Origin of the sequence: Streptomyces afghaniensis, from assembly GCF_044327915.1 — a bacterium.
Taxonomy (GTDB): domain Bacteria; phylum Actinomycetota; class Actinomycetes; order Streptomycetales; family Streptomycetaceae; genus Streptomyces; species Streptomyces afghaniensis.
On record NZ_JBIRGJ010000015.1, the window covers coordinates 1 to 25,302 of the forward strand.

Annotated in this window: 21 protein-coding genes and 1 pseudogene; 9 read left to right on the top strand and 13 right to left on the bottom strand. The window is 69.3% G+C overall.

The window, feature by feature from the left end; genetic code table 11:
- Positions 1-132 precede the first annotated feature (132 nt).
- The 4 genes and pseudogenes from ACH4G3_RS41485 to ACH4G3_RS41500 all read right to left on the bottom strand — a co-directional run.
- Positions 133-366 (bottom strand): annotated as a pseudogene (locus tag ACH4G3_RS41485) (thiamine pyrophosphate-dependent enzyme); the annotation flags it as partial.
- A 375-nt stretch (positions 367-741) separates the two neighbouring features.
- Entirely contained in the window at positions 742-2,217 is a 1,476-nt protein-coding gene (locus tag ACH4G3_RS41490) for a class I adenylate-forming enzyme family protein (RefSeq protein ID WP_397629341.1), read from the bottom strand.
- Between the two features lie 37 nt (positions 2,218-2,254).
- Positions 2,255-3,178 (bottom strand): alpha/beta hydrolase, encoded by a 924-nt coding sequence (locus tag ACH4G3_RS41495; RefSeq protein WP_397629342.1) that lies wholly within the window; start codon positions 3,176-3,178, stop codon positions 2,255-2,257.
- A gap of 7 nt (positions 3,179-3,185) precedes the next feature.
- On the bottom strand, positions 3,186-4,154 hold the full coding sequence (locus ACH4G3_RS41500; protein WP_397629343.1) for an enoyl-CoA hydratase/isomerase family protein: 969 nt from the start codon (positions 4,152-4,154) through the stop codon (positions 3,186-3,188).
- Between the two features lie 262 nt (positions 4,155-4,416).
- On the opposite strand from ACH4G3_RS41500, the gene ACH4G3_RS41505 reads away from it, so the two are divergent.
- A complete protein-coding gene (locus tag ACH4G3_RS41505) occupies positions 4,417-5,100 on the top strand; it encodes a TetR/AcrR family transcriptional regulator (protein ID WP_397629376.1) in 684 nt (227 codons plus the stop codon).
- Positions 5,101-5,134: 34 nt separating this feature from the next.
- Here the strand turns inward: ACH4G3_RS41505 and ACH4G3_RS41510 are convergent, their stop codons facing one another.
- The 3 genes from ACH4G3_RS41510 to ACH4G3_RS41520 form a co-directional block, all read right to left on the bottom strand.
- A complete protein-coding gene (locus ACH4G3_RS41510; protein ID WP_397629344.1) occupies positions 5,135-6,031 on the bottom strand; it encodes a short-chain dehydrogenase/reductase in 897 nt (298 codons plus the stop codon).
- Between the two features lie 316 nt (positions 6,032-6,347).
- Positions 6,348-6,842 (bottom strand): MarR family winged helix-turn-helix transcriptional regulator, encoded by a 495-nt coding sequence (locus tag ACH4G3_RS41515; RefSeq protein ID WP_397629345.1) that lies wholly within the window; start codon positions 6,840-6,842, stop codon positions 6,348-6,350.
- A 149-nt stretch (positions 6,843-6,991) separates the two neighbouring features.
- Entirely contained in the window at positions 6,992-8,218 is a 1,227-nt protein-coding gene (locus ACH4G3_RS41520) for an acyl-CoA dehydrogenase family protein (RefSeq protein WP_397629346.1), read from the bottom strand.
- Between the two features lie 63 nt (positions 8,219-8,281).
- Here ACH4G3_RS41520 and ACH4G3_RS41525 point away from each other — a divergent pair, with 63 nt between their 5' ends.
- Complete coding sequence (locus ACH4G3_RS41525) at positions 8,282-9,109, top strand: SDR family oxidoreductase (protein ID WP_397629347.1); 828 nt, start codon at positions 8,282-8,284, stop codon at positions 9,107-9,109.
- Positions 9,110-9,456: 347 nt separating this feature from the next.
- On the opposite strand, the gene ACH4G3_RS41530 is transcribed toward ACH4G3_RS41525, so the two are convergent.
- Positions 9,457-10,452 carry a LacI family DNA-binding transcriptional regulator gene (locus ACH4G3_RS41530; protein WP_397629348.1) on the bottom strand — a complete coding sequence of 332 codons (996 nt, stop codon included), beginning with the start codon at positions 10,450-10,452 and terminating at the stop codon, positions 9,457-9,459.
- Between the two features lie 233 nt (positions 10,453-10,685).
- Here ACH4G3_RS41530 and ACH4G3_RS41535 point away from each other — a divergent pair, with 233 nt between their 5' ends.
- The 4 genes from ACH4G3_RS41535 to ACH4G3_RS41550 are packed head-to-tail and all read left to right on the top strand — an operon-like array spanning position 10,686 to position 15,715.
- Positions 10,686-11,969, top strand: a complete 1,284-nt coding sequence (locus ACH4G3_RS41535) for an MFS transporter (protein ID WP_397629349.1) — start codon at positions 10,686-10,688, stop codon at positions 11,967-11,969.
- 15 nt (positions 11,970-11,984) lie between these two features.
- A complete protein-coding gene (locus ACH4G3_RS41540) occupies positions 11,985-12,800 on the top strand; it encodes an alpha/beta fold hydrolase (protein ID WP_397629350.1) in 816 nt (271 codons plus the stop codon).
- A 13-nt stretch (positions 12,801-12,813) separates the two neighbouring features.
- Positions 12,814-13,959, top strand: coding sequence for a serine hydrolase domain-containing protein (locus tag ACH4G3_RS41545; RefSeq protein ID WP_397629351.1), 1,146 nt, complete (start codon positions 12,814-12,816; stop codon positions 13,957-13,959).
- Between the two features lie 58 nt (positions 13,960-14,017).
- On the top strand, positions 14,018-15,715 hold the full coding sequence (locus ACH4G3_RS41550) for a CocE/NonD family hydrolase (RefSeq protein ID WP_397629352.1): 1,698 nt from the start codon (positions 14,018-14,020) through the stop codon (positions 15,713-15,715).
- Positions 15,716-15,936: 221 nt separating this feature from the next.
- Here ACH4G3_RS41550 and ACH4G3_RS41555 read toward each other — a convergent pair whose 3' ends face one another.
- Positions 15,937-16,446, bottom strand: coding sequence for a winged helix-turn-helix transcriptional regulator (locus tag ACH4G3_RS41555; protein ID WP_397629353.1), 510 nt, complete (start codon positions 16,444-16,446; stop codon positions 15,937-15,939).
- A gap of 160 nt (positions 16,447-16,606) precedes the next feature.
- On the opposite strand from ACH4G3_RS41555, the gene ACH4G3_RS41560 reads away from it, so the two are divergent.
- On the top strand, positions 16,607-17,620 hold the full coding sequence (locus tag ACH4G3_RS41560; RefSeq protein ID WP_397629354.1) for an NADP-dependent oxidoreductase: 1,014 nt from the start codon (positions 16,607-16,609) through the stop codon (positions 17,618-17,620).
- A gap of 497 nt (positions 17,621-18,117) precedes the next feature.
- Here the strand turns inward: ACH4G3_RS41560 and ACH4G3_RS41565 are convergent, their stop codons facing one another.
- From ACH4G3_RS41565 to ACH4G3_RS41575, 3 genes are all read right to left on the bottom strand, one after another.
- Positions 18,118-20,007, bottom strand: coding sequence for a propionyl-CoA synthetase (locus ACH4G3_RS41565; protein WP_397629355.1), 1,890 nt, complete (start codon positions 20,005-20,007; stop codon positions 18,118-18,120).
- Positions 20,008-20,191: 184 nt separating this feature from the next.
- Entirely contained in the window at positions 20,192-21,103 is a 912-nt protein-coding gene (locus ACH4G3_RS41570; protein WP_397629356.1) for an alpha/beta hydrolase, read from the bottom strand.
- Between the two features lie 362 nt (positions 21,104-21,465).
- Positions 21,466-22,071: a CGNR zinc finger domain-containing protein gene (locus tag ACH4G3_RS41575; protein ID WP_397629357.1), complete on the bottom strand. Its 606-nt coding sequence runs from the start codon at positions 22,069-22,071 to the stop codon at positions 21,466-21,468.
- A 63-nt stretch (positions 22,072-22,134) separates the two neighbouring features.
- Between ACH4G3_RS41575 and ACH4G3_RS41580 the strand changes: the two genes are divergently transcribed.
- The gene (locus tag ACH4G3_RS41580) at positions 22,135-23,007 is read left to right on the top strand and encodes an alpha/beta fold hydrolase (protein WP_397629377.1); all 873 of its coding nucleotides are present in this window, start codon (positions 22,135-22,137) and stop codon (positions 23,005-23,007) included.
- A 300-nt stretch (positions 23,008-23,307) separates the two neighbouring features.
- Here the strand turns inward: ACH4G3_RS41580 and ACH4G3_RS41585 are convergent, their stop codons facing one another.
- Positions 23,308-23,940 carry a TetR/AcrR family transcriptional regulator gene (locus tag ACH4G3_RS41585; protein ID WP_397629358.1) on the bottom strand — a complete coding sequence of 211 codons (633 nt, stop codon included), beginning with the start codon at positions 23,938-23,940 and terminating at the stop codon, positions 23,308-23,310.
- Between the two features lie 91 nt (positions 23,941-24,031).
- Here ACH4G3_RS41585 and ACH4G3_RS41590 point away from each other — a divergent pair, with 91 nt between their 5' ends.
- The gene (locus ACH4G3_RS41590) at positions 24,032-25,210 is read left to right on the top strand and encodes a saccharopine dehydrogenase NADP-binding domain-containing protein (protein WP_397629359.1); all 1,179 of its coding nucleotides are present in this window, start codon (positions 24,032-24,034) and stop codon (positions 25,208-25,210) included.
- The last annotated feature ends 92 nt before the right edge of the window (positions 25,211-25,302 follow it).

A 25,302-nucleotide genomic window follows, 5' to 3' on the forward strand; every position in this document is an offset into this window, starting at 1 on the left:
GCACCGCTCGCCGCAGTGCTGACGGACTTCTACCTCAAGATTCAGGAGGAGAGCAGGGAGAGCCCGTACCCGTTGAAGGCACTCCGCCGGGTCCTGGAAGCGGACAGGTCACGTCGTAGCTGAGCAGGCCTACGGCGCGGAAATCGCCCACTGATTGTTCTGGCAGAAGAAGACCACGGGGAGTTGCTGGGCGGCGGCCCATACGAACGCCTCGTTGGTCTCTCCCTCACTCAGCGCGCCGTCACCGAGGAAAACCAGCAAGGGCCACAGTCCAAGCTCGCCCTGCCGCTGCAGAGCGATCGCCTCGGTGTCCACCCTGCGCGCCAGCACCATGTCGCGGTAGGCCGAGCGCAGATCCAACGCCGCTTCTCCCGTCGGCACGCCGTCGGGTCGAGCACCGACCACAGATCGGCGGGCCTCCCATCGTCTGGAACGCAGTCACCGTGCCTCGGCTTCCCCCCTGGCCTCCGACCCGGTTTCCACCAGTCGTTGCTGAGGTTCCCCGACGGTATCCGACCTGGGAGCGAGCGCACCGGTCAGGCTGGGCGGCGACGGCCCTCACCGTCGCCGCCCAACCGCCAAGGGCCTGAGCCACCCTTGCGGGCAACTCCGCGGACGTCCCCGGCAGGCCGGGCACGTGGCGAAGCTCGCGCAGTTCCGGGGAGCCGGAACTGCCACTCGGCCCCTGGCACGGAGCTGAGGGCCGCCGCCGCAGACAGCCCACAGCGCCATCCATGGAGGTCAGGACCGCGCAGAGACCTCGGCGTGGGCAGCGCGCAGCGAGACCTTGTCGATCTTTCCGACCGCGTTCTTCGCGATGGCATCCACCACGAAGAACGCGGTCGGGCGCTTGAAGCCGGTGAGGCTGTGCGCGCAGAGCTCCTGCAGTGCCGTCGGATCGACGGTCCGGCCCGGTCGGGGCTGGACGTAGGCGACGACGACTTCTCCCCATTTCTCGTCGGGCACGCCGATCACGGCGGCCTCGAGCACCGACGGGTCACCGACGAGGACGTCCTCGATCTCCTTGGGGTAGATGTTCTCCCCACCCCGGATGATCATGTCTTTCGAACGTCCGACCAGGGTCAGGTATCCGTCGGCGTCGAGCCGGCCCACGTCGCCGGTGTGCAGCCAGCCGTCGACGATGACTTTGGCTGTTTCTTCCGGGCGGCCGAGATAGCCCCGCATGACGTTGGGGCCCCGCACGACTACCTCACCGTCCACGCCCGGCGGCACCTCGCTGCCGTCGGCGTCGACGATCCGGATCTCCTGGCCGGGGAAGGGCAGTCCCACGGTTCCGGCGCGTCGAGGGCCCGCGACAGGATTGATGGTGGATGCGCAGGTTCCCTCGGACAGGCCGTACCCCTCGACGAGCGGAAACCCGTAACGGGCCTCGAACCGGGTCAGCAACTCGGCGGAGGCGGGTGCCGCGCCGCAGACTCCGAAGCGCAGGGACGAAGTGTCGGGGCGGACCTGCTCGGGGAGCGCCGCGAGCATGGAGTAGATCGTCGGCACGGCGCTGAAGAAGGTGGGGCGCTCGCGCTCGACGACATCGAAGAAGGTCTCGGGATGGAACCGGTCGGCGATGACGACGCTCGCGCCCGCCAGCAACGGGATGAGAGTGCTGACCACGATGCCGTTGACGTGGAAGAGCGGCAGGATCAGCAGGCACCGGTCGGCCGGACCGACCTCCAGCGCCCGACGCCCCATGTCCGCCATGGCGTCGATGTTGGCGTGATCGAGCATCACCCCTTTGGGAACCCCGGTCGTGCCGCTGGTGTAGATGAGCAGGGCCAGCGCGGACGGGTCCGGAAGGAGGGCTTCATCCGTCTCCGCCGCTGCGTCGTCGTGCAGTTCGCCGACGGCGAGGACGGCGGTCCCGTCCGCCGCTGCGGTCCCGCCGTCCTCGCCCACCAGCAGGCGCGCGCCGGAGTCCTTGAGCTGTCGGGCCACTTCGACGTCGGTCATGCTCGGGTTGACCGGCGTGATGGTGGCCCCGAGCCGCCAGGCGGCGAACAGCAGGAGCACGAACTCGACGCGATTGGTCAGCTTGAGGGCCACGACGTCGCCGGGGCCGACCCCGAGGTCCTTCAGGTGACGTGCCGCCGCCTGGACGCGGCGCAGCAACTGGACGTTGGTGAGGGCCTGGCGGCCGTCCGAGACCGCGGCCCCATCGGGGTCGAGGGCCGCGCGGCGGTCGGGCAGAGATGCGAAATTCATGGCGAGGGCGTACCTGTCTCGGTGTGATGCGGTCCGGTCACGCAGCTGACGCGGCGGCTGCCGGGTTCAGCTGGCGGGTGAGGAACTCGATCTGGTCGCGCACCAGTACTTCGAAGGTCTCGCCGGTGTAGAAGTCGAAGTGGCCGGCGTCGTACCTCTTGATCTCTCCCTTGGGTGCGGTGCGCGCGTAGCGGAGGGTCTGGGCGGGAGGCGTGACGGAGTCGGTGTCGCTGACGCAGAAGAGGATCGGCATGGCGATCTTCTTGGCCGCGCGCCCGGGCCGGTAGGTGAGGATGGTCGGGATGACCCTCGCCGCCACCTCGTTGCGGAACGTCGTTCCCGGTGGCTGGAGCGCCTGGTATCCGGGCAGGGCGTCCGGGGCGTTCATGAGGGCCGACGAGCCGGGGGTGGCGGCGATCGGCACCATCACGGGCGGCTTTCCGCGGCCTCTGGCCGCCAGGTCGCGGGCGACCACGGGGAGGACCTTGAGTGAGGCGACAGGGCCCAGCGCGAGCGCGGAGGCGAGACCGTCGGTGAAGGGGCACTGAGACACTGCCGCGCGCAGTTCGGGATGGCGGGAGGCGACGGTGATGGCATGGCCGCCGCCGAACGAGCTGCCCCATACGGCGATGCGGGTGCGGTCGACGTCCGTGCGTGCCTTGACGTAGGCGATGGCGGCGTCCCAGTCGGCGAGCTGACGCCTGATCGACAGGAGCTGGCGAGGGTGGCCGCCGCTGTCGCCGAAGTGCCGGTAGGTGAAGGCCACCGCGGCGATGCCGGCCTGCGCGAAGCGCTCGGCGAAGGCGTCCAGGCGCATCTCGCGGACGGCGCCGAGGCCGTGCCCGAGGATGACGACGGGCGGAGACGTGACGCCTGTGGGGAGGTAGAGCCAGCCGGCGCAGTTGCTGTCGCCGGAAGGGAACGTGATGTCGTGACGGGTGAAGGACTGCTGAGTGGTCATCGTCGGTTCACCGCCCGCTCGTCGAGCGACGGCCCGGCACGCTGCCCGAGGCGAGGGCTCGTGCGTAGGTGCCCGGTGTGTAGAGCGGGAGTTCGCCGGTGGCGGCGGTTGTGGCCTGGTAGTCGAGCATCAGCCTCTGGCCTTCCTTCGACATGACCTGGGCGAAGAACTCGGCGCGTTCGACGTGCAGACCGTCCTCCAGTGACATCGAGCCGCCGAAGTACACCGACCTCTTGGCGGCCGCGACCGACGCCTTCGACCGCTTCCCGAAGTGCTCGGCGAGTTCGACCGCCTGCGCGACCACCTTGTCCTGCGCGACGACTTTGTCCACCGCCCCGTTGGCGAGGGCCTCCTCAGGCGTGAACGGCTTGCCTTCGAGGATCGCGGCCAGGGACCGGTGGGTGCCGATCAGGCGGGTCAGCCGCTGGGTGCCGCCTCCGCCCGGGATGATGCCGAGGAGGATCTCCGGCTGGCCGATGAAGAAGTCCCCGTCGGCCATGACCCGCAGATCGCACGCCCAGGCGAACTCCGCGCCGAGGCCGAGAGCGGAACCGTTGAGGGCGGCGACGTAGAGCACACCGCTGGCGTTCATCCGCAGAAAGGTCGTGTGCAGACGTTCCAGCTGCAGGGCACCGCGCATCGGGGTCCTGCGCATCAGGGGCCCGAGGAGGCGGGACCGGTCCACGTGCTTCGCCATGCGTACGACGGCCGCGGCACCGCGCCGGCCGACCGTGGGGCTCGCGGCGCCCTCCTCCTGCAGCCACCGGACCGCGGCATGGCTGACGAACCGCTCGGGATGCGCCCCGGTGAAGACGACGGCACGGACGTTCGGATCACCGTCGGCTCGGGCCACCACCTTCTCCAGCTGACGGGCGATGTCGAGGCCGAACTCCTGGTGCGGACCGCCGTCGACCCGGACGATCAGGACGGCACCGCGATCTTCGATCGTCAGACGGCCCTTGTCTTTGTATGGCATGAGTTCTGCTCCCGTGCTGAGTTCATGGGGGTGGGGAAGTGCGTGGGGACAGCCGCGGATGCGTGCCGCAGCGATGAGGTCGGGTTGGCCCCGACACGCTGTGCCCGCACGGGCGGCAGGAGACTGGACCAGCGCGTGATGACGTGTCCACGGGTGGACGCGTCTATCCGAGACGGCACGTCACGTGCGATGTGTACTATTGCCGTGAAGAATTACATAACCAAGTTATTTCGGGTGTGTCAACGGTGGAGGCGTGCGGGACATGGCAGGGCGGGCGAGAGTCGATGACGCACCGGAACGGCTTGTGCGGGCAGCCATCGGGCTACTGGCCGAGCAGGGTCCGTCGGCTCTGAAGGTGCGTGCGGTGGCGTCCGCGAGCGGACTGTCGACGATGGTGGTCTACAGCCACTTCGGCGGGATCCCCGAGCTGATGAGCGCTGTTGCCGACCACGGGTTCAAGGAACTCGGCGCAGCGTTTGGCAGGGTACCGGTGACGGAGGACCCGATCGCGGATCTCTTCGCCATGGCCTTGAGCTGCCGTCGGCAGGCCCGCGAGAACCCTCACCTCTACGACCTGATGTTCGGCCTGTCCACTCGGGCGACGTACCGGCCTCTGCCGGATACGGACCGTCGCCTGAGCGGGCATTCCCCGGCCTTTCGGGAAGCCCACGCCCATGTCACCGCGGCGTGCGAACGGCTCGTGCACTCCGGCAGGGTCGAGCGACAGGAACCCGAACTCATCGCCGCCCAGCTGTGGAGTTTCGTGCACGGTTACATCACCCTTGAACTGGCTGAACACTTCGTCGAGGTCGACGATGCCGTGGCGCAGGTGCTCCTGCCGATGGGCGTGAACTTCGCTGTCGGACTGGGGGACCAGCGGGAACGCGCCGTGGCCTCCCATGAGGCCGCCGCGCGCCTGTACGACTCGATCGTCCAAGGCCGCTGAGAAGCCGGGCGGTTGGGCGCTGCCCCGTGTGCGGCTAGGACGACCTGGTCTCCGCGGCAGGGGCATCTGCGCCCGGCGTGAGCTGGTCCTGCCTCCCCAGCGCCGCGACCTCCCGTTCGAGGGACGGCACCGCCCGGGCTGCGAAGCGCCTCGCCCAGGGCCAGGCCAGCGGTGAATTCAGCGCCGCTTTGGCCCAGTTGGCCACGGCGACCGCACGCGGGACGTACACGCGGCTGCGTCGGGGCACGAGCCCGTCGACGATCGCGGCGGCCGCCCGGTCGGAGCTCGTGGTGACATTGCCCGGATAGGGGAGTCGCGCGCGCAGGTCCTGGAACGAGGGGAGGTCCGCCTCGGCGCCTCGGACGAGGTCCGTGTCGATCCAGGAGGGGTGCACCACGCCGACCGTGACCCCGAGATGCGCCACCTCCTGACGGTAGGTCAGGGCGAGCAGCTCGGCCCCGGCCTTGCTCGCGCCGTAGGAGGCCATCGCGGCCAGCGGCATGAACGACAGCGCGGACGCCACGACCAGCACATGGCCCCGGCTGCGCTCCAGGTGCGGCGTCGCGTACTTGAGGGTGCGGAACACACCGTTCAGATTGATGTCCAAGACCCGCTCGAACGACGCCTCGTCCGTCTGCCGCACCGTCCCGTACGCCACGACGCCGGCGTTGGCGACCACGAGGTCGATGCCGCCCATGACCTCGGCGGCCTCGTCGATCGCCGATCGCAGAGCGGCCCCGTCGCGCACATCAGCCTCACGCCACGAAGCGGCGGGACCCAGCTCGTCGGCAAGAGCCCGCAACCGATCCGCTTCGAGGCCGATCACGGTCACTCGGGCCCCTCGGGCGGCGGCCAGGCGGGCCACCTTCTCGCCGATGCCGCGTGCCGCACCGGTGACAACCAGTTTTCTGCCCAGCAAGTCACGTTTCATGGCGGCAACATAACTTCGTTATTGATGGAGCACAAGAGACCGCGCACCTCGGTTACCTACGCCCGGACCGCGCGAAGTTGACGGGGCTCGCGGTCGGTGACGGCTGCATGGGCCTACGACGTGGCAACAGGGCGCTGAAGCCTGGGAGTTCGTCGCCGTCGTGACGACCTGGAAGCGGGCAGACTGCCTCGAAGCCGCCGACGACCGCGAAGGCGAGCGGCCTCGAATCAGTGGACCGGGGCGGCTGACTGGCCATGCAGCCCGGCCGTCACAGCCGAGGCGTATCGCCCCGGACTGTCGAGATCTCCTACTGCCGTTAAGCCCTTTTCGCGCCGCTCTGCTCGCGGACGGCATCGAACATGGCGGTGAGGGCGGGACTCCCGGCGAGGCTGCCCAGCAGGGCGTGGAGCGAGTGCCGCTCAGTGGTGCCCAGGTCGGCGAGGATTTCGCTGTCGAGACCGACGAGTGTGCGGTTGAGGTCGGCCAGGACCTTGCGCCCGTCGTCGGTGATGTCGACGGCGTACCGGCGTCGGTCCTGCGGATCGCGTGTCCGCTCGGCGTATCCGGCCCGCTCCAGGTCGTCGAGACTTGTCACCATCGTCGCCGGGTCGATGCGCAGGAACGAGCCGAGCGCCAGTTGCGGCATGGCTCCACTGTCGGCCAGGGCCTGCAGCACGCTGTAGTGACGCACTCGCAGGCCGGTACCGCTGAGGCCGTCCTCGGCGATCCTGAATGCCACCTGCCCGAGTTTGACCAGCAGGCAGATGGTGTGTTCGGCCACTGTCCCCGGTACCAGCGGAGCCTCGGACATCGTTTATCCCGCCTATGGTTAGCCCTGCGTATCGTCTGGGTCCATCGTACGAGAGGGCCTGAGGTGGCCGGACCCATGAGGTGACCGGACCGGGGCAGCGATCTCGGTGCGCTGAAGCGGGGCTCGAGGGCAGGGAATGCGCGGGGCCGTCAGCCGACGATGGTCCGGCCGAAGATCTGCCGGGCGATGACCCACTTCTGGATCTCGTTGGTGCCCTCGTAGATCTCACCGATCTTGCTGTCCCGGTAGATCGCCTCGACGGGGCCGGGGCTTCCGTCGGCGCCCAGTTCGCGCGCGAAGCCGAGGCCTCCGAAAGCCTGGACGGCGTCGCGCGCCATGTCCACCGACAGCTTGGTGGCGTAGTACTTCGCCATCGCGGCCTCCGGTTCCGGGGACGGGTTGCCGGCGTCCAGGCGCAGGGCGGCCTTGGTGACGAGGGTGCGGGCGTTGTCGATCTCGGTGGCCCGCTCGGCGAGCAGGAACTGCCAGTGCTGGTTGGCCGCCACCGGCTTGCCGAAGGCGTGTCGCGTCGACAGGTGGGCCACGGTGTGGTCGAAGGCGGCCTGTGCCATGCCGACCCCGGCGGCCGCGATGCCGATCCGGCCGTAGGTCAGTGTGGACAGTGCGTGGCGCAGTCCCTGTCCCTCGGCGCCGCCGAGGAGGTCGTCGTCGGACAGGTGTACGTCCGTGAAGCGGACGTCCGCGGTGAGCTGGCCGCGGTTGCCCATCTTGCGGTCGGCGAGGCCGACTTGAACGCCCGGAAGGGCTGTGTCGACGATGAACATGCTCAGCCGCTCGCCGGTACGGGCGAGAACTACCACGAAGGCGGCCACGGGCGAGTTGGAGATCCACCGCTTGTGGCCGTTCAGCACCCAACCGGTCTCGGTGCGTACGGCCTCGGTCTGAACGGCCTGCGGAGACAGGTCGCTGGAGGCGTCCGGCTCGGTGGTGGCGAACGCGCCGACCACTGAGCCCTCCGCGACCTTGGGCAGCCAGCGCCGCTGCTGCTCCTCGGTGCCCTGCCGCAGGGCGTTGCCCGCCAGGATGCAGTGCACGTCGAAGACGGCCGCGACGCTGCTGGAGTAGTAGGCCAGTTCTTCGATCGCCGCGGCGGTGGCGGTCGCCGGGTGGGTCAGACCGTCGCCGCCGACCTCGCCGGGGAAGGGGATCCGGAAGACCCCTGCCGATGCGAGCGCGTCGAACACCTGCCGGGGGAAGCCGTCGGTGCGCTCGTCGCCGTTCGCGATCGCTGCGGCGTGCGGAGCCACTTCTTGCTCCGCGATCCGGCGCACGGCGGCGCGCACGGACTGGGTCTCCTTGGGGGCGAGGAGCTCGTGGTAGAGCCGGTCGCTCTGGCGTGCGGGAGTGAAAGTCATGCGCGGACCATATCATTCGTACCACATATGATTAGTTCACCAACTTATTTTGGAGGTTCGACCATGACACGGACGCTGGCCGGCAAGACCGTCCTGATGTCGGGAGGCAGCCGCGGCATCGGACTCGCCATCGCCCTGCGCGCGGCCCGCGACGGTGCGAACGTGGTGATGCTCGCCAAGACCGCTGTACCGCACCCGAAGCTCGAAGGCACGGTCCACACCGCGGTCGAGGAGATCGAGCGCGCGGGCGGCAAGGGGCTGGCCGTCGTAGGTGACGTCCGCAACGAGGACGACGTACGCACTGCCGTCAACGCTGCGGTCAGTGCCTTCGGTGGCATCGACATCGTGGTCAACAACGCCAGCGCGATCGACCTGTCGTCGGCGGAGCAGCTGGAGATGAAGCGGTACGACCTGATGCAGGACATCAACACGCGAGGCACGTTCCTGCTGAGCAAGGCCGCGATCCCACACCTGCGCGCGGCGGACAACCCGCACATCCTCACGCTCTCGCCGCCGTTGAACCTGGCGCCGCGCTGGGTGGGCAAGCATCTGGGTTACACGCTGTCGAAGTACGGGATGAGTCTGTGCACCATCGGGCTCGCCGAGGAACTCGCCGCCGACGGCATCGCCGCCAACTCGCTGTGGCCGCGAACCCTGATCGACACAGCCGCCGTGCGCAACGTGGTCGGCGGCGCCGGACAGGCCCGCAGTCCGCAGATCATGGCTGACGCCGCGTACGCCGTCCTCACGCGTGACGCACGCACGTGCACCGCCAACCTGTTCATCGACGACGAGGTCCTGCTCGACGAAGGCGTCACCGACCTGTCCGTCTACAGCCCGGCCGGCTTCGAGGGCGATCTCGCGCTCGACATATTCGTCGATCCGGCCTGATCCGGCTCAGTTTCGAGGCGTGGGCGGGCCTCAATTCCCTTGTATCGCGCGAGGGCCGGCGCATAGCGCGGCGTCAAGCCGCAGCGGTGAGTCGGAGGAGAGCGCGGTGTTTTCGTCGAACAGGCTGCGGTGCTGGAGGCAGTGGTAGAGCTGGTCGAGCATGTGGTTGAAGGGCGAGCCCGTCACGGACGCCTCCCGCCCCTGACCTTGATCGGCAGGCGCCGCATCGATGCGGCGCCTGCCAATTCGGGGGACCGCGCCTGGATAACCGCTCGGCACTCGGCACGGACGAGAATGGACGTTCCCCTCACACCGGCCGGCGCTGTATCCCATGACAACGACCGCGGCTACGTCGTCTCGCGCTGGATGAGGGCGAGGATGTCGCCCGCGTCAGGCCGGCTCCCGACTGCCGGGGCCGCAGCTCCGACCGTTGAGAGGATGCCGGCGGTGAGATTGCCGGCCGCCGCGGTCAGGTCCATCCCTATGGTGGTCAGGGCCGGTACCGCGAGCGAGCTCACGGGCAGGTCGTCGACGCCGATGAGCGCCAGGTCGTCCGGCACGTCGATGTGCTGCGTGCGGCAGCTGGCCAGGACGGCGAGAGCGGTCAGGTCGTTGAACGCGGCGACCGCTGTGACCGGGGTGGCGCCCCGTGTCCACTCCGCGACGGCGTCCCGGGCGCTGGCCCGCGAGTAGCGCATGCTGACCACCTGCGGCGCGGGCAGTCCCAGATCACGGCAGGCCCGGGTGGCTCCCTCCAGGCGCGGCAGACAGAACGGCCGCTCCCGGGGGTCGTCCAGCGCGGCATAGCCGATGTGCCGGTGTCCTCGTGCCGCGAGATGCTCGATCTGCAGCCATCCGATGTCTTCCTGGTTCAGCCCGGTCAGGCCGGTGCCATCCGGGGTGAACACGCCATCCAGCAGGGGGATTTCCGCCCGGCGCAGCAACTGTGCGTCGGCAGGCGGCAGGCTGCCGAACGCGACGACCACCGCAGGCTGGACGTGCTGCCACAGCTCGGCCAACGGCGTGGCCGTCCCGGCGTGGTGCAGGTACACGCAGGCGTACCCGGCCTCGCCCAGCGACCGGCCGAGGGCCAGCTTGAACTGCTCCATGGCCTCCGCAACGGGGAAGTCAGGAACAACGCAGAGCACGACATTGCTGCGGCCCTTGCGCAGCGCACGGCCGGCCCCCGACGGTACGTAGCCCAGCCGCTCCGCCGTCTCCAGCACGCGACGACGGGTCTCCGCGGAGAGACCGTGCTCCTCCCTGCCGTTGAGCACGAAGCTCACGGTGGTCTGTGAGACCCCGGCCTCGCGCGCCACGTCCTTGCTGGTGACTCTCGGCAACGCCCCTCCCCGCCTCTTGCCACGACTTCCACCTCTTGCCACGACTTCACACACAGGCTACGGTACGGCGATCAGCGATCTAATACGTATTAGATTCCATTAGATCGCCGCATCGGTCGCCGCAATGGCCTGCCGGGGACACCCCGCACCCGTTTTGCCCGAGCCGCCCACCCCAGCCCATCGCCGCCTTCCTGCACGCCCACGGGGTGGATCCACACGAAGAGAGATCTGTCATGGACGACACGATCCCCGTCAGCACCGACACGACACCCGGCCGCGTTCTCGCCCCCGCCGATCCGGTCCGCCTGAGCCGCCTTCTCGCCTTCGTCTTCCCGGCGACCACCGCGATGTACGCCCTGTTCAACGGGATCGGGGTCATCCTGCTCCCCGCGCAGGTGGCCGACCTCGCGCCCGACTCCAAGGTCGGTGTGCTGGCGCTGCTGACGACACTGGGCGCGGTGGCCTCGATGATCGCGCTGCCCGCCGGCGGAGCGCTGTCGGACCGTACGCGCTCCCGGTTCGGACGGCGCGCCCCCTGGCTGGTGCTCATGGCGGGCGTGTCCGCGCTTCTGACGATCGCCATGGGTCTGAGCACCGGACTGGTCACTCTCGCGATCCTGGTCCCGATCCTGTGGTTCACCTCGAACTTCTACGGCGGGGCGATCTCGGCGATCCTGCCCGACCGCGTGCCCGTGGCCAGGCGGGGCATCGCCTCCGCTGTCATCGGTCTCGGCACCCCCGTCGGCATCCTCTTCGGCGTCAACCTGGCCGGCCGGGTCAGCCAGCTCTGGGCGTACACGGTGCTCGCGCTGGTGCTGTTCGTCACGACGCTTGCTCTCGTGGCCGGCGCGCGCGAACCGTCCTCCCTCGGCCTGGTGACAGAGAGACCGAAGGAGCGGGGCAACGTGGTCGCGGCCGTCCGCGCGTTCTTCCGCGCGTTCGGCCACCGGGACTTCGCCCTGGCCTTCGCCAGCAGGTTCGGTCTGTTCCTGGCCTACTTCACCGTCTCCGGCTACCTCTTCTTCGCCGTGCAGGACTACGTCGGCGCCGAGAACGTCCCCGGCGGCGATGTCGCCCTCGCAGTGAGCACTCTCTCGACCGTCTCGTTCGGCACCTGGATCGCCGTCGCCACACTCTGCGGCTGGCTCGCCGACAAGCTCGACCGACGCAAGCTGTTCATCGCGGTCAGCGCGATCGGCCTGGGCCTGTCCCAGGTCATACCGATCGTCAGCCACAGCTGGGGCGCGATGCTCGTGTACTCCGCGGTGTCGGGCGCTTCGCTGGGGACGTACTTCGCGGTCGACCTCGCCGTCATGTCGCTGGTCCTGCCTGACAAGGGGAGCGAAGGACGCGACTTCGCGATCCTCAATGTCGCCACCGGCCTGCCCCAGCTCGCGGCGCCTGCCATCGCGGGTTCCCTCATCGGGCTCGGCGGCTACGGCTCACTGTTCCTCGTCAGCGGCGTGTCCGCCCTGGTCGCCGGTGCGCTGGCCATGGCCATCCGTTCGATCCGATAACCGTAGGGACCCCCCATGACCATCGTCACCACACCCGCCGGGGTGACCCTCGACCACGACACCTTCGGCGACCCCGACCACCCTCCGCTGCTGCTGATCCAGGGCCTCGGGGCTCACATGCTCGGCTGGCGCGTGGACCTGTGCCGGCAACTCGCCGACCAGGGCTTCCACGTCCTCCGCTTCGACAACCGGGACGTCGGCCTGTCGCAGAAGTTCCCGCAGGGCGGCTACACCCTGGCCGACATGGCGAACGACACCGCGGGTCTCCTCACCGCGCTCGGCATTCCCGCGGCACACATCGTCGGACAGTCGATGGGCGGTATGGTCGCCCAGCAACTCGCCCTCGACCACCCCACGCGCGTGCTCACCCTGGCCCTGGTCTACACGGCTCCCAGCACGGCCTTCATCGCCGGCCGTGACCTGGTCGACGAGCGGACGCAACGCCCACCGGCCCGCAACCGCGACGAGGCGATCGCGCTGTACCTGGACAACGAAGCGGCGTGCGCCTCCCCCGGATACCCCCAGGACGTCGCCTGGCTGCGCGAGCTCGGAGGCCAGATGTACGACCGCGACTACGACCCCGACGGCATCCTGCGGCAGATGGAGGCGCTCGACAACTCTCCCGACCGCACACCTCGACTGCACCGCATCACCGCGCCCACCACGATCCTGCACGGTGACGGCGACCGTTTGATCGACCCCGAGGGGTCCAAGGTCCTGCACGAACTGATCGCGGACTCGAAGCTGACCCTCTACCCCGGCATGGGCCATGAGCTTCCCCAGCCGCTCTGGCCTCAGATCATCACCCAGATCCAGGACAACACGGCATGAAGGAGCGCCTGACATGCCAGCAGCACTGGTGAAAGGCCACGTGGCCGGCGGCTTCGAACCGGTCGCCGACGCCTTCGCCGACAACTTCCGCCACCGCGGCGACACAGCCGCCGCCTGTGTCGTGTACGCCGGGGGAGAGCCGGTGGTGGACATCTGGGCCGGGCGGACCGCCCGGGGCGCCTGGACGCCCGACGCCCGCACCGTCATGTTCTCGGTCAGCAAGGGCGTCACGACCGTCTGTCTGCTGATGGCCGCCGAGCGCGGCCTGATCGACCTCGACGCCCCGGTGGCGAAGTACTGGCCGGACTTCGCCGAGAACGGCAAGGGGGCGACGACGGTACGGCACCTGCTCGCACACCGGGCCGGCCTGGTGGCACCCGAGGCGGATCTGACGCTGGGGGATCTGCGTGCCTGGGAGCCGGTGGTGAACGCGCTGGCCCGGCAGGCGCCGGCCTGGGCGCCCGGGACGGCGTACGCCTATCACGCGCTCACGTTCGGCTGGCTGGCCGGCGAGGTGCTGCGCCGGGCCACGGGCCGGCGCCCCGGTCAGTGGCTGCGCGAGCACATCGCCGATCCACTCAGCCTGACGATGACGTACGGCGCCGATCCCGCGTCCGCCGACTTCCATCCCCTGGCGGACCCGCTGCCCAGCACCGACCCCGACGCCATCGCCATGATGGCCGAAGCCCTCGCCGCACCCATGGTCGAACGCTCCATCAGCCTGGGCGGACTCTACGACGTGACCCGGATCGCCGAGATAGCCAACACGGAAGCGTGGCTGTCGGTCGAGATACCGGCAGGCAACCTCGTGACCGACGCCCGCAGCCTGGCACGGCTGTACGCGGCCACCGTCGGCGAGGTCGACGGGGTCAGGCTGCTGGGCCCGGACATCGTCCGCGATGCCCTCGTGGTGCGCTCCGAAGGCCCTCCGTTCGTGGGCGCCGACGCGAACAGCGGCTGGGGCACCGGCTTCATGACCAGCTCCACCCACCGCCCGATGATCGGCCCCGGCAGCTTCGGCCACGACGGCCTGGGCGGCTGCCTCAGCTTCGCACACCTGGAATCAGAGATCGCCTTCGCCTACCAGACCGCACAGCCCGGCGGCCTCCCCGACGACCGGGCCAACGCACTCAGCCGCGCGCTGCGCGACTGCCTGTGACGCCCGACTCCGCCCCTTCACGCCCGAACCAGTCCACCGAAGAACCAGAAACCAGGACATGACCACGACACTTCCACGTCACACCACCTTGGCACCCCCGGGCCTGGCCGCCCGCACGGCCGACCGGCTCCTGACCCGCCTGATGCGGTTGCCGGGCACCCGGCACGGCTACCGGGTCGAGCGGAACCTGCCGACGCCCGCGCGCGACGGCGCTGTCCTGATGACGGACCACTATGCCCCCGTCACCGGCCGGCCGAAGGGCACCGTCCTCGTGCGCACACCGTACGGGCGCGGCTTCCCGCATGACCTGGAGGCAAGGGCCTACGCGGACCGCGGGTATCACGTCGTACTGCAGAGCTGCCGCGGCACCTTCGGCTCCACGGGAGCCTTCTACCCGATGGCGAACGAGGCCGACGACGCCCAGGACGCGGTGGCCTGGCTGCGGACCCAGCCTTGGTTCGACGCGCGGCTCGCGACCGCCGGGTCGTCCTATGTGGGCTGGACCCAGTGGGCGCTGCTGATGGATCCGCCCCCTGAGCTGCGGGCCTCCCTGATCGCCGTAGCCCCGCACGACGTGCACGACGCGGCCCACGGAAGCGGAGCGTTCCGCCTGGGTGACTTCCTGACGTTCGCGGAGATGGTGGTCAATCAGGAGAGATTCCCCGGGCTGCGGGGTGTGCCCCGGCTGCTCACTCTGAACCGGCGGCTGGCCCCGGTCTTCGGCGCCCTCCCGCTGGCAGACGCGGCCGACGAGGCGACCGGCCACCGTGCGCCGTGGTTCCGGGAATGGCTGACCACCCCGCAGCGAGACGACGCCGTGTGGGACCGGCTCACACTCGGCGACGCCCTTGAGCGGGCGAACGTCCCGGTGCGGCTCACCGCCGGCTGGCAGGACCTCTTCCTCGACCAGACCCTGCACCAGTACGAGTCGCTGCGTACCCGCGGGGTCGACGTCTCCCTCACCGTCGGCCCGTGGACCCATCAGGAACTGGGCCAGAAGAGCATGGGGCGTCTGCTCCGCGGCAATCTCGCATGGCTTGAGACGCACCTCGCGGACGAAGCGCCGGCACAGCCACGGTCCGCGCCCCCCGTCGAGGTGTACGTCACCGGGCAGGGCGCCTGGCGACACCTGCCCGAATGGCCACCAGCGACGGGCGAGACCGTGCGCTACCTGCAGCCGGGCGGCAGGCTCCTGGCCGACGAGCCGAGCGACGGAGCGCCGTCCACGTACGTCTACGACCCGGCGAACCCCACGCCGACGCTCGGCGGCCCGCTGCTCACCCTCGACGGCGGAAGCAAGGACAACGCGAGACTGGAGAGCCGCTCCGATGTACTCACCTTCACCACCGACCCACTGACCGCGCCGCTGGAGATCATGGGAACGCCCGTCGTCGAGCTGGCACACACCAGGAGCAACCCGCACGCGGATGTCTTCGTACGGCTCTGCGACGTCGACCTCGAAGGCGTGTCCCGCAACTTCGCCGAAGGATTCCTCCGGCTGGGCCCCACCTCGCCCCTCGACCAGGTGCAGTCCGTGCGCGTGCGGCTGGACGCCTGCGCACACGAGGTGAAGGCCGGACACCAGATACGCCTGCTGATAGCCGGCGGCTCCCACCCGCGGTACGCACGCAACGAGGGCACAGGTGCGGTGCCCGGCACCGGAAGCGAGCTGCGGTCGTGCACGCACACCATCCACCACGACACCGGCGCGGTGTCCCGCGTGGTCCTGCCGACACCGTCCGAGCCAGGGGATTGACAGCTGACCGCACTCTGCAGTTGCCCGGTGCACGCCGTTCCAGAGGGACTCTCCGGTGAAGAAAAGAACGGGGCGGGACTACGCGGAGCTGACGATGAACGAGATCGCGGCGCGAGCCGGAGTCACCCCGAAGCGACCGCCGAGCTGCGCGAGAGGTACATCGACGCCCAACGCGTCGGCGACTGAGCCCATCACGAGCTCCTGACACCACCGCGCTCGGTTCACTCGGCGGGCCTCAGACGAAAGGCCGGGCCGGGGATGCTCTCGATGTCTTCCGGCTGTACGGCGTGGCCCCGGTCGCAGCGGATCTGGGCGTCGACGTGCGCGCCGCATCCACGGTGCCTGGAGAGCATGGCCGGGCCCTCCGGGTCGGCGCGGTAGCGGTCGCCCCACTGCAGGAGCCCCATCACGGCCGGGACCAGATCCACACCCTTGGGGGTGATCACGTACTTCGGCCGGCTCCGCGAGCCCGGCTCCTTGTAGGTCTCGGTGGCCAGGATCCCTTCCTCCACGAGCATCTTGAGCCGCGCCGCGAGGAGGTTGCGGGGACAGCCGAGGACGCGTTCGAACTCGCTGAAACGGGACGAGCCGTACCAGACCTCGCGCAGGATCAGGATCGTCCACTTCTCGCCCACGACCTCAAGGGTCCGGGCGATCGAGCAGTTCGACGTGTCCCGGTCGAGACGGGGGTCCACGCCGGCGTCCTGCAGAGCTTCGGTCGTTGCGTCCATGGGGTGATTCTAACCTCATCTGAGTTTACTTTTCCATACTCAGCCAGTAGCGTCATGGGTGGCACATCAACCCGGCCGCACACGAGAAACGGGCGCGCAGGGGGACCTGCCGGAAGAATCACATCAACCACCCGGACACCCACACAGGAAGGCCGCCGGCATGAAGGCGTTCGTCGTCGAGAAGTACGGCAAGGACGGCGTACGCGCCGCAGAGGTACCCGAGCCCACCGTCGGAGACCGCGACGTCCTGGTCAGAGTGAGCGCCGCCAGCATCAACCCGCTGGACAAGATGGTCCGCAACGGGGAGTTCAAGCAGCTGCTGAAGTACAAGCTTCCGTTCGTGCTCGGCCACGACGTGGCCGGCGTCGTGACGCGGGTCGGTTCCGCCGTACGCGGCTTCGCGGTCGGCGACGAGGTCTACGCCCGTCCGCGCGACCTGCGGGTGGGGGGCTTCGCGGAGTTCATCGCGATCGACGCGGACGATGTCGCGCCCAAGCCGGCCTCTCTCTCCCTGGAGGAGGCAGCCGCGGTGCCGCTGGTGGCCCTGGCCGCCTGGCAGATCCTCGTCGAGCGCGCGCACGTGAAGCCGGGCCAGAAGGTGCTCATCCACGCCGGAGCCGGGGGGCTCGGGTCAACGGTCATCCAGCTCGCCAAGCACCTCGGCGCCACGGTGGCGACCACCGCGAACGCCAGGACCGAGGAGCTGGTCAAGAACCTCGGCGCCGACCTCGTCGTCGACTACACCAAGGAAGACTTCTCCAAGGTGCTCTCCGGCTACGACCTGGTGCTGGACTCCGTGGGCGGGGCGAACCTCGAGAAGTCGCTGACCGTGCTGAAGCCCGGCGGCCTGGCCATCAGTGTCGTCGGCCCGCCGGACGCCGGTTTCGCCAAGCAGCTCGGCGCCCCCGCCGTCATGGGTCTGGTCATGAGCACGCTCAGCCGCAAGATCCGCAAGCGGGCCAAGGCGCTGGGCGTGCGCTACGAGTTCCTCTTCATGGAGGCCAACGGCTCCCAGCTGCGCAAACTCGGCGCCCTCTACGACAGCGGGAAGCTCCGCCCGGTCATCGACAGCACCTTCCCCTTCGACCAGACGCTCGAGGCGATGGCATATGTCGAGCAGGGCCGCACCAAGGCCGGCAAGGTCGTGGTCTCAATGGTTCCCGACAACGACTGAGACCCGGCCGGCAACAGCCCCTCCGTTCCGGCACGGTCAGCGACTTCTCGAGGTTCGCCCCGCCCACGGAGTCCAGCACCAGGTCGAACCCGTACACCACTTCCCTGGAGACAACCTCACGCGCCACTCCGATCGCCTCAGTGCCGGGCGGCCCGCAGGACGGGGAGGTCGCCCCCGCGGGGCCGGGTGTGCGACAGCGCAGGGACGAGCGTTCGCGTTCCCGGCCCAGGAGCTCGGCGAACTTGATTGTGGTGAGGTCACCACCGCTCGCCCCATCGCCTGCGGCCCGACGGGCAATTGCATTTGATGGTGCGAGCAAGCACGAACCGTGCTGGGCGGAGTGACCTTGGTGGGCCGGATTGTCGATCAGCGGCCTAGTAGTACTTCGGCCGCGCAGCGGCAAGTTCCCGTCCGCTGATCCGGGTGGTGATCAATGTGTCCGGAGGCCGGTGGTGCGCCGATGCCCCGCCTGCGACCGGGCAGCCGTCAATCGATGGTCATACGGCGCGGCCTTCGCGTCGAAGGACAGGGCGCAGGGTTTCGATGACGCCGGGGTCGTCGACGGTGGAGGGGATGGGTTCTTCGTGGCCGTCGGCGATGCCGCGCATCGTCTTGCGCAGGATCTTGCCGGAGCGGGTCTTGGGCAGGGCGGCCACGACCGCGACGTTCTTGAGGGAGGCGACGGCGCCGATGCGCTCGCGTACGAGCTGGACGAGTTCGGCCTCGACCTCTGTCGCCTCGCGACTGATGCCGGCTTTGAGGACGACGAAACCGCGCGGTACTTGCCCCTTCAGAGTATCGGCGACGCCGATGACGGCGCATTCCGCGACATCGGGATGAGCCGCCAGGGCTTCCTCCATGCTGCCGGTGGACAGCCGGTGTCCGGCGACGTTGATGACGTCGTCGGTACGGCCCATGACGAAGACGTAGCCGTCGTCGTCGATGTGTCCGCTGTCGCCGGTGAGGTAGTAGCCGTCGAAGGCGGAGAGGTAGGAGGCGACGTAGCGTTCGTCGTCGTTCCAGAGGGTGGGAAGCGCGCCCGGCGGTAGGGGGAGTTTCACGACGATCGCGCCGTCGACGCCCGGGGGCACCGGCTCGCCCGAGGCGTCGAGGACGCGGACGTCCCAGCCCGGGAGCGGGCGGGTGGGGGAGCCGGGCTTGACCGGTGCGGCTTCGATGCCCACCGGGTTGGCGACGATGGGCCAGCCCGTCTCCGTCTGCCACCAGTGGTCGATCACCGGGATGTCCAGAAGGGCGCTCGCCCAGTGGTACGTCTCGGGGTCGAGGCGCTCGCCTGCGAGGAAGAGGTGGCGCAGGCCGGACAGGTCGTGGTCCGCGGTGAGCAGACCCTTGGGGTCCTCCTTGCGGATGGCCCGGAAAGCGGTGGGCGCGGTGAACATCGTCTTGACGCCGTACTCGGCGGCGACGCGCCAGAACTGGCCCGCGTCCGGGGTGCCGACGGGCTTGCCTTCGTACAGGACTGTGGTCGCGCCGACCAGCAGCGGGGCGTAGACGATGTACGAATGGCCGACGACCCAGCCGACGTCCGAGCCGGTGAACATCGTCTCGCCCGGGCCCACGTCGTACACGGCTCCCATCGACCAGTGCAGGGCTACCGCGTAGCCGCCGCTGTCACGGACCACTCCCTTCGGTTTCCCGGTCGTTCCGGACGTGTAGAGGATGTACAGAGGGGCGTTCGCCGGGACGGGAACGCAGTCGGCCGGTGGTGCCGCGGCGACCAGGTCGGTCCAGTCGAGATCGTCGGCCCCCAACTCGGCCCGCTCCTGGGGACGTTGCAGGATCACGCTCTTCTCCGGCTTGTGGACCGCGAGTTCGATGGCCCGGTCGAGCAGGGGCTTGTAGGCGATGACCCGCTTGCCCTCGATGCCGCAGGAGGCGGAGACGACGACCTTGGGGGTGGCGTCGTCGATGCGCAGGGCGAGTTCGTGCGGGGCGAACCCGCCGAAGACAACCGAGTGCACGGCGCCGATCCGCGCGCAGGCGAGCATCGCGATGGCGGCCTCGGGGACCATCGGCATGTAGATCACCACTCGGTCGCCCTGTTCCACACCGAGTTGCGCCAGCCCTCCGGCGAAGGCCGCCACCTCGTCCCTCAGTTGGGTGTAGGTGTAGGTGCGCCGGGTGCCGGTGACGGGTGAGTCGTAGACGAGCGCGGGTTGATCGCCGCGGCCCGCGTCGACGTGCCGGTCGAGCGCGTTGAAGCAGACGTTGAGCCGTCCGTCGGGAAACCAGCGGTAGAAGGGTGCGCTGGAGGCGTCCAGGGCGCGTTGCGGAGCGACATCCCAGTCGATGCTCTCCGCCGCCGTCAGCCAGAATTTCTCCGGGTCTTCGGTGCTGGCGCGGAAGACGTCCTTGTACTTTCCCATTGCGCACTCCTTTGTGGCATCCAGGGACCGGGGGAGGGGGCGGCGTGCAGAATGCCGCCTCAACGCATGCCTCAGGTTGGCCGAAGTGGCCGAGCCGGATGCCGAAGACCGGATTCCGGTCACCGGCATCGCGTCGCGTTGCTGTCGGCGAGCCCTGTGGGCGGGCCCCGTCCTCAGGCCCTGGTCAGGCGCCGAGGTGCGTGCGGAGCCACTGACCCATCCGCCCGATCGCCTCGTTCACCTCGGGCACGCGGCCCGCGCCCAGGACGAACGAGTGCTGACCCTCGGGAACCCCGTGGGTCTCGGAAGTGACCTTGAAGTCGGCGAGCCGGCGCCCGAGTTCGGCACCGTCGTCGGCAAGGGTCTCGTACTCGCCGTAGTAGACGAGCGTGGGTGGCAGGCCGGTCAGGTCGGCGTTGGCGATGCTGATCCGGGGGTCGGCGGGGTCGATGGCGGGGTCCTGAACCCAGGCTCCGCGGAAGAGCTCGAGGGTGGCGCGGCTGAGCATCTTGTCGTTCGCCTCGTTGGCGTCCACCGACTTGTTCTGGAGGGTGAGGTCGGTCCAGGGCGAGACGCTGACGATCGCACCGGGGGTGGGCTCGCCGTTGGCCAGCAGACGGAGCGCCAGCATGATCGCGAGCGTGCCGCCGATGGAGTGGCCGGTGCTGCCGATGTTGCGGGGCTCGTAGCCCTGGGAGAGCAGCCACCGGTAGGCCGTCTCGACGTCGTCGAGCTGAGCCGGATAGGGGTGTTCGGGTGCCAGGCGGAAGTCCACGACCAGCGAGCGGGCGCCGGCCGCCTTCGCGATGTGTCCCGCGGCCTTGCGGTCGGAGTGCATGGAGGCGGTGACGGATCCGCCGAAGTGGAAGTGCAGCAGCGCGCGGTCGGGATCGGCACCCTCGGGGATGGCCCACAGCGCGGGGACGCCGCCCGCGTCCACTTCGGCGTAGGTGACGCCTTCCGGCTCGCTCGACGCCTTGTGGTTGGAGTCGACGATGTCACGGATGACGGCCAGGTCGAGGCCCGGTGTCGACGACTTCGCGCTCACGCTCGCGAGGAACTCCGCGAACTCGTGTGCCTCTGGGCTTACTCCCATGGTGGTGCTCCTTCTCAGGCGGGTGCCGTGCCGGGTTCGCCTGCGGCAGCCGGGTCGATGTGCCGGTCATGACGCTACTGGCTGAGTATGGAAAAGTAAACTCAGATGCGTGATATCAGCCTCATGGATGCGAGGAAGCCCTTCAGGGCATCGGAGATGGGCCCTGTAGTCGTTGAGGTGCTCGGTCACAAGGCGGCTGCTGGAGGGAACGCCGATGACGAGAGCAGGATCGAAACCGGACGGGCGCAGGGCGAGCTGCCGTGTCGGCAGCCGAAGGACATCGAGAGCGTCCCCGGCCCAGCCTTTCGTCTGAGGTCTGCCGAGTGAACCGAGCGCGGTGGTGTCAGGAGCTCGTGATGGGCTCAGTCTGCCGGGGTGTGCTCACTCCGCCTGGCTCGGGCCTGGTGGAGGCGGACCTTTGTGCGGTTGCCGCAGCGGGACATGGAGCACCAGCGGCGGTTGCGGGCGGGGGAGCGGTCAACGAAGCGCAGGGCGCATTCGTCAGCGCCGCAGACGCGTACCCGCTGGATCTCGGCGGACAGGAGCAGTTCGACGGCGTCCTGGGCGATCAGCGCCAGAGCGGCTGAGGCATCGGTGGCGATGTTCGCGGTTCCGTCGGGCTCCAGGCGCCCGTCCGTGACGGCGATCTGCAAGGCGGGTCGAGGAGCCCTCGCTGCTGATCGGTTGAGCATGGTGATGTCGCCGGACAAGGGCAGCCGGTTGTCGGCGACCGCGAGTACGGCCCGGTCGACCGTCTCGCGCAGTCGTCGGCCCGACGCCAGGACGGCGGCAGCGCCGGGGTCTGGGATGTCCGGTGTGAGCAGGCCAGCCTGCTGAAGCCAGAGAGCCAGGTCGCCCGGATTCCGGAGAGTCTCCTCCGGCGTGGTCCGCCACCGGTAGCGGAGGGTGTTGGTGAAGTCCAGGCAGACCCGCCCGCCGTCCCAGATCCACATGTCGTCCGTTGCCACTCCTTCATTCTGCACGTTAGCTTAACCGTCTAAGACGGTTAGTCATGCCGAGGAGGCGCATTGATGGGACAGCCGACAGCGACGACCGGGGTGAAGCAGGTGGACGGGGTCCGCCTGCACTACGTCCGGGCGGGATCCGGCCCCCTGCTCGTGCTGCTCCACGGCTGGCCGCAGACCTCCGACTGCTGGCGGCCGGTGCTGGCGGATCTCGCGGCCGACCACACTGTTGTGGCGCCCGACCTGCGCGGCTACGGCCTGAGCGACAAGCCCACGGCGGGTTATGACAAGTGGCGCATGGCTGCCGACATCGCCGGTCTCGTTGAAGCGCTCGGCTTCGAGAAGGCCGCGGTCGTGGGGCACGACCGCGGCGCCCGTGTGGCGCACCGTTGGGCGCTGGATCGCCCGGAGCAGGTGGAGCGGCTGGCCGTACTCGACATCGTGCCCACCCGGGAGATGTTCCGTCGCTTGGATGCCTCCCTCGCCTCCGGGTACTGGCACTGGCTGTTCCAGATGCAACCCGACCTTCCAGAGCGCCTCGTGGGACGCGACATCCGCGGATATCTCGAGTACTTCTTCGAGCGGTGGACCTACAACCGCCACGGTCTGACATCCGAAGCAGTCGACGCCTACGTCCGGGCGTTCTCCCGTCCGGGTGCCCTGCGCGCGAGTTTCGACGACTACCGCGCCATGGAGCAGGACGTCGCCCTCGACGACATCGACGCCGCCGAGGGTCGTCGTCTCACGATGCCGGTACTGGCGCTGTGGGGTTCCGTGGGGCTGCCTTCCCGCCTGCCGACGCTGGAAATCTGGCGCGAGTACGCGGACGACGTCACCGGTGCCGAGATTGCGGAGTGCGGCCATTTCATCCCGGAGGAGCAGCCGACAGCGCTGCTGGCGCATCTGCGGCCTTTCCTGGCTGACGGAAGGGCTGTTTAGCGGTCAGCGCTTGGGGTGTCGGGTTCCCTGTGTGAGGTCTCGGGGAGGACGGCGATGCCGTAAGAGCTTCCTGCGCACAGGCCGATGCTTGCGCCCATGCCGAGACTGCCGCTGAGGAAGCCTACGAATACCGGGATGCCGGCGCGACCATGCGGCACCTCGCCGCGAAGAACGTGATGTTCCTCCGGCGGCCCATGCGGTCGGCCAGGGTTCGCGGACGAGGCGGCACGCTGACGACAGGCCACCGCGGCCGAGGCGGGTCGTCATACGCCGACGCCGCCCGTCAGGCCTCGGTTCAGGTCAACCGCGGGCGCTGATGTTGTCGGCCGCCAGGCCCGACATCAGCAGGGTGAGTGCATGGAATGTCCTGGTCAGGGCTTCCTCCCGGTCCGCCGAAGCGGCGATGATCTGGTTGCCCTCGCACAGGCCGGCCAGCAGCAGCCGGGCGACAGTGGCGACGGGAACGTCTGGTTGCAGTTCACCGCGTTCGGCCAGAACGGTCAGCAGCCGTTCGATCGGCGGCTGGGCGACAGTGTCGTTGATGTGCCGGTACTGCCCTCCCAGGACCGAGGGCGCCTGGGCCATCAGCTCCCGGTGCAGGGGGTCGTCGATGGTCCGCCGCAGGAAGGCGTGCGTGAGGTCGGCGACCGCGGTCATGGCGGGCTGGTTCGGCCTTGTCGCACGGATCGCCTCGCATGTCGAGTCGCTCAGGGTGCCGACCTGCTCAAGCAGCTCCGTGTAGAGCTCGGCGAACATCGCCTTCTTGTCCGGGAAGTGGCTGTAGAAGGTGCCCTTGCTCACCCGCGCCGCCCCGGTGATGGCCTCGACCGACGTGTTGGCGAACCCGTTGTCCACGAACAGTTTCCGTGCGGCCGTCACCAGGTCCGCCCGGGTCTGCTCCGCATACATCTGGCGTCGGTTTGGCCCTCGCATGCGCACCATCGTATATTCAATGACCCGAGGTCAGTGAATGACCTAGGGTCAGTGGAGTCGTGACAGTGCCCTCCGGAAGGCAGGCGGAGCCGTGGAAAAGCGCAGGATCGTGTTGCTGGGTGCGACGGGGTACACAGGGCAGCGCGTACTCCGGGAACTGCTCGCACGAGGCGAGAAGCCGACCTTGGTCGGGCGGAGCCGGACCAGGATGCTGGCCCTGGCCGACAGCTTCGAGGCGGACCTGCCGGTGGCCGAGGTCGACGTCACCTCGACGGCCGACCTCACGCGCCTCCTGGAGCCCAGCGATGTCGTCGTCTCCACGATCGGCCCGTTCATGCGGCTCGGTATGGCCGCGGTCACGGCTGCCGCGAGGGCGGGGGCCCACTACTTCGACTCGACAGGGGAGGGGACCTTCGCCCGCCGCGTCCTGCTTGAGCTGGACGCCGTCGCGGCCGTCCGGGGAGCGACCCTCGTCCCCGCGTTCGGCTACGACTACGTGCCGGGCAACCTCGCCGGCGCGCTCGCCCTGACGCGGGCGGGCGAGCGGGCACGCCACGTGGAGGCCGGCTACTTCATCACCCGCTCCGGACACGGGGACGAACTGCTCTACCGGAGCACCCTGCGCGACGCGTACACCCTGACCACGGGAGGCACACGTCAGACGCTGGTCGCCGCGGCGGCCGAGGACGGGTTCGCCTACCGCAGCCCGCGCCCCTGGGAAACCGCCCGTGTGGTCGACGAGCGCGTAGGCAAGCGGGTGCGTACCTTCCACTACGGCGGCGTGAAACGTGCGGCCATGACCGTCCCGGGCACGGAGCATCTCGGACTGCCGGAGGTCTTCCCCCAGTTGGAGAGCGTCGAGGTGGGCCTCGGGTGGTTCGGACGGTGGACGCGCCCGGTGCAGATCGCCGCCACGATCCAGGCACCCCTGCTTCGCTCGGCGAAGGTGCGGGCCGCCCTGGAGCGGTGGTCCGAGCGGCTCCCGGGATCCCAGCGCGAGCCGGACCCCGACGGGCGTTCCCTGGTGATCGCCGTCGCTCGCGACGGCCACGGCCGCCCCCTGGCCACGACGGCGCTCACCGGACCCGATCCGTACGAGATGACGGGATCCCTCCTGGCATGGGGCGCCGTCCACGCGGCTCAGCCGGATGCCGTCCTCAAGCCCGGTGCGCACGGCCCGGTCGCCGCCTTCGGCCTCGACACTCTCAGGCTCGGTGCCGCCGAGGCCGGAGTACACGAAGCCGACGGGGCGTCGGCCCGCCGTCGATGATGACTGGGCGGGCATAGATCGCCGCGCCGCGGCGCTGAAGCCGCTGCCGAGATGGATACGGTCGCCTCCACCGGTTCCTCGCGGCGGGCGGC

What these genes read in the sequence shown, in the direction of transcription:
- ACH4G3_RS41545 (WP_397629351.1), top strand. Translation starts at nt 12,814, where the DNA reads ATGCCAGCAGCACTGGTGAAAGGCCACGTGGCCGGCGGCTTCGAACCG.
- ACH4G3_RS41555 (WP_397629353.1), bottom strand. Translation starts at nt 16,446, where the DNA reads ATGGACGCAACGACCGAAGCTCTGCAGGACGCCGGCGTGGACCCCCGT.
- ACH4G3_RS41515 (WP_397629345.1), bottom strand. Translation starts at nt 6,842, where the DNA reads ATGTCCGAGGCTCCGCTGGTACCGGGGACAGTGGCCGAACACACCATC.
- ACH4G3_RS41550 (WP_397629352.1), top strand. Translation starts at nt 14,018, where the DNA reads ATGACCACGACACTTCCACGTCACACCACCTTGGCACCCCCGGGCCTG.
- ACH4G3_RS41495 (WP_397629342.1), bottom strand. Translation starts at nt 3,178, where the DNA reads ATGACCACTCAGCAGTCCTTCACCCGTCACGACATCACGTTCCCTTCC.
- ACH4G3_RS41490 (WP_397629341.1), bottom strand. Translation starts at nt 2,217, where the DNA reads ATGAATTTCGCATCTCTGCCCGACCGCCGCGCGGCCCTCGACCCCGAT.
- ACH4G3_RS41500 (WP_397629343.1), bottom strand. Translation starts at nt 4,154, where the DNA reads ATGCCATACAAAGACAAGGGCCGTCTGACGATCGAAGATCGCGGTGCC.
- ACH4G3_RS41565 (WP_397629355.1), bottom strand. Translation starts at nt 20,007, where the DNA reads ATGGGAAAGTACAAGGACGTCTTCCGCGCCAGCACCGAAGACCCGGAG.
- ACH4G3_RS41505 (WP_397629376.1), top strand. Translation starts at nt 4,417, where the DNA reads ATGGCAGGGCGGGCGAGAGTCGATGACGCACCGGAACGGCTTGTGCGG.
- ACH4G3_RS41525 (WP_397629347.1), top strand. Translation starts at nt 8,282, where the DNA reads ATGACACGGACGCTGGCCGGCAAGACCGTCCTGATGTCGGGAGGCAGC.
- ACH4G3_RS41570 (WP_397629356.1), bottom strand. Translation starts at nt 21,103, where the DNA reads ATGGGAGTAAGCCCAGAGGCACACGAGTTCGCGGAGTTCCTCGCGAGC.
- ACH4G3_RS41540 (WP_397629350.1), top strand. Translation starts at nt 11,985, where the DNA reads ATGACCATCGTCACCACACCCGCCGGGGTGACCCTCGACCACGACACC.
- ACH4G3_RS41585 (WP_397629358.1), bottom strand. Translation starts at nt 23,940, where the DNA reads ATGCGAGGGCCAAACCGACGCCAGATGTATGCGGAGCAGACCCGGGCG.
- ACH4G3_RS41580 (WP_397629377.1), top strand. Translation starts at nt 22,135, where the DNA reads ATGGGACAGCCGACAGCGACGACCGGGGTGAAGCAGGTGGACGGGGTC.
- ACH4G3_RS41510 (WP_397629344.1), bottom strand. Translation starts at nt 6,031, where the DNA reads ATGAAACGTGACTTGCTGGGCAGAAAACTGGTTGTCACCGGTGCGGCA.
- ACH4G3_RS41560 (WP_397629354.1), top strand. Translation starts at nt 16,607, where the DNA reads ATGAAGGCGTTCGTCGTCGAGAAGTACGGCAAGGACGGCGTACGCGCC.
- ACH4G3_RS41520 (WP_397629346.1), bottom strand. Translation starts at nt 8,218, where the DNA reads ATGACTTTCACTCCCGCACGCCAGAGCGACCGGCTCTACCACGAGCTC.
- ACH4G3_RS41535 (WP_397629349.1), top strand. Translation starts at nt 10,686, where the DNA reads ATGGACGACACGATCCCCGTCAGCACCGACACGACACCCGGCCGCGTT.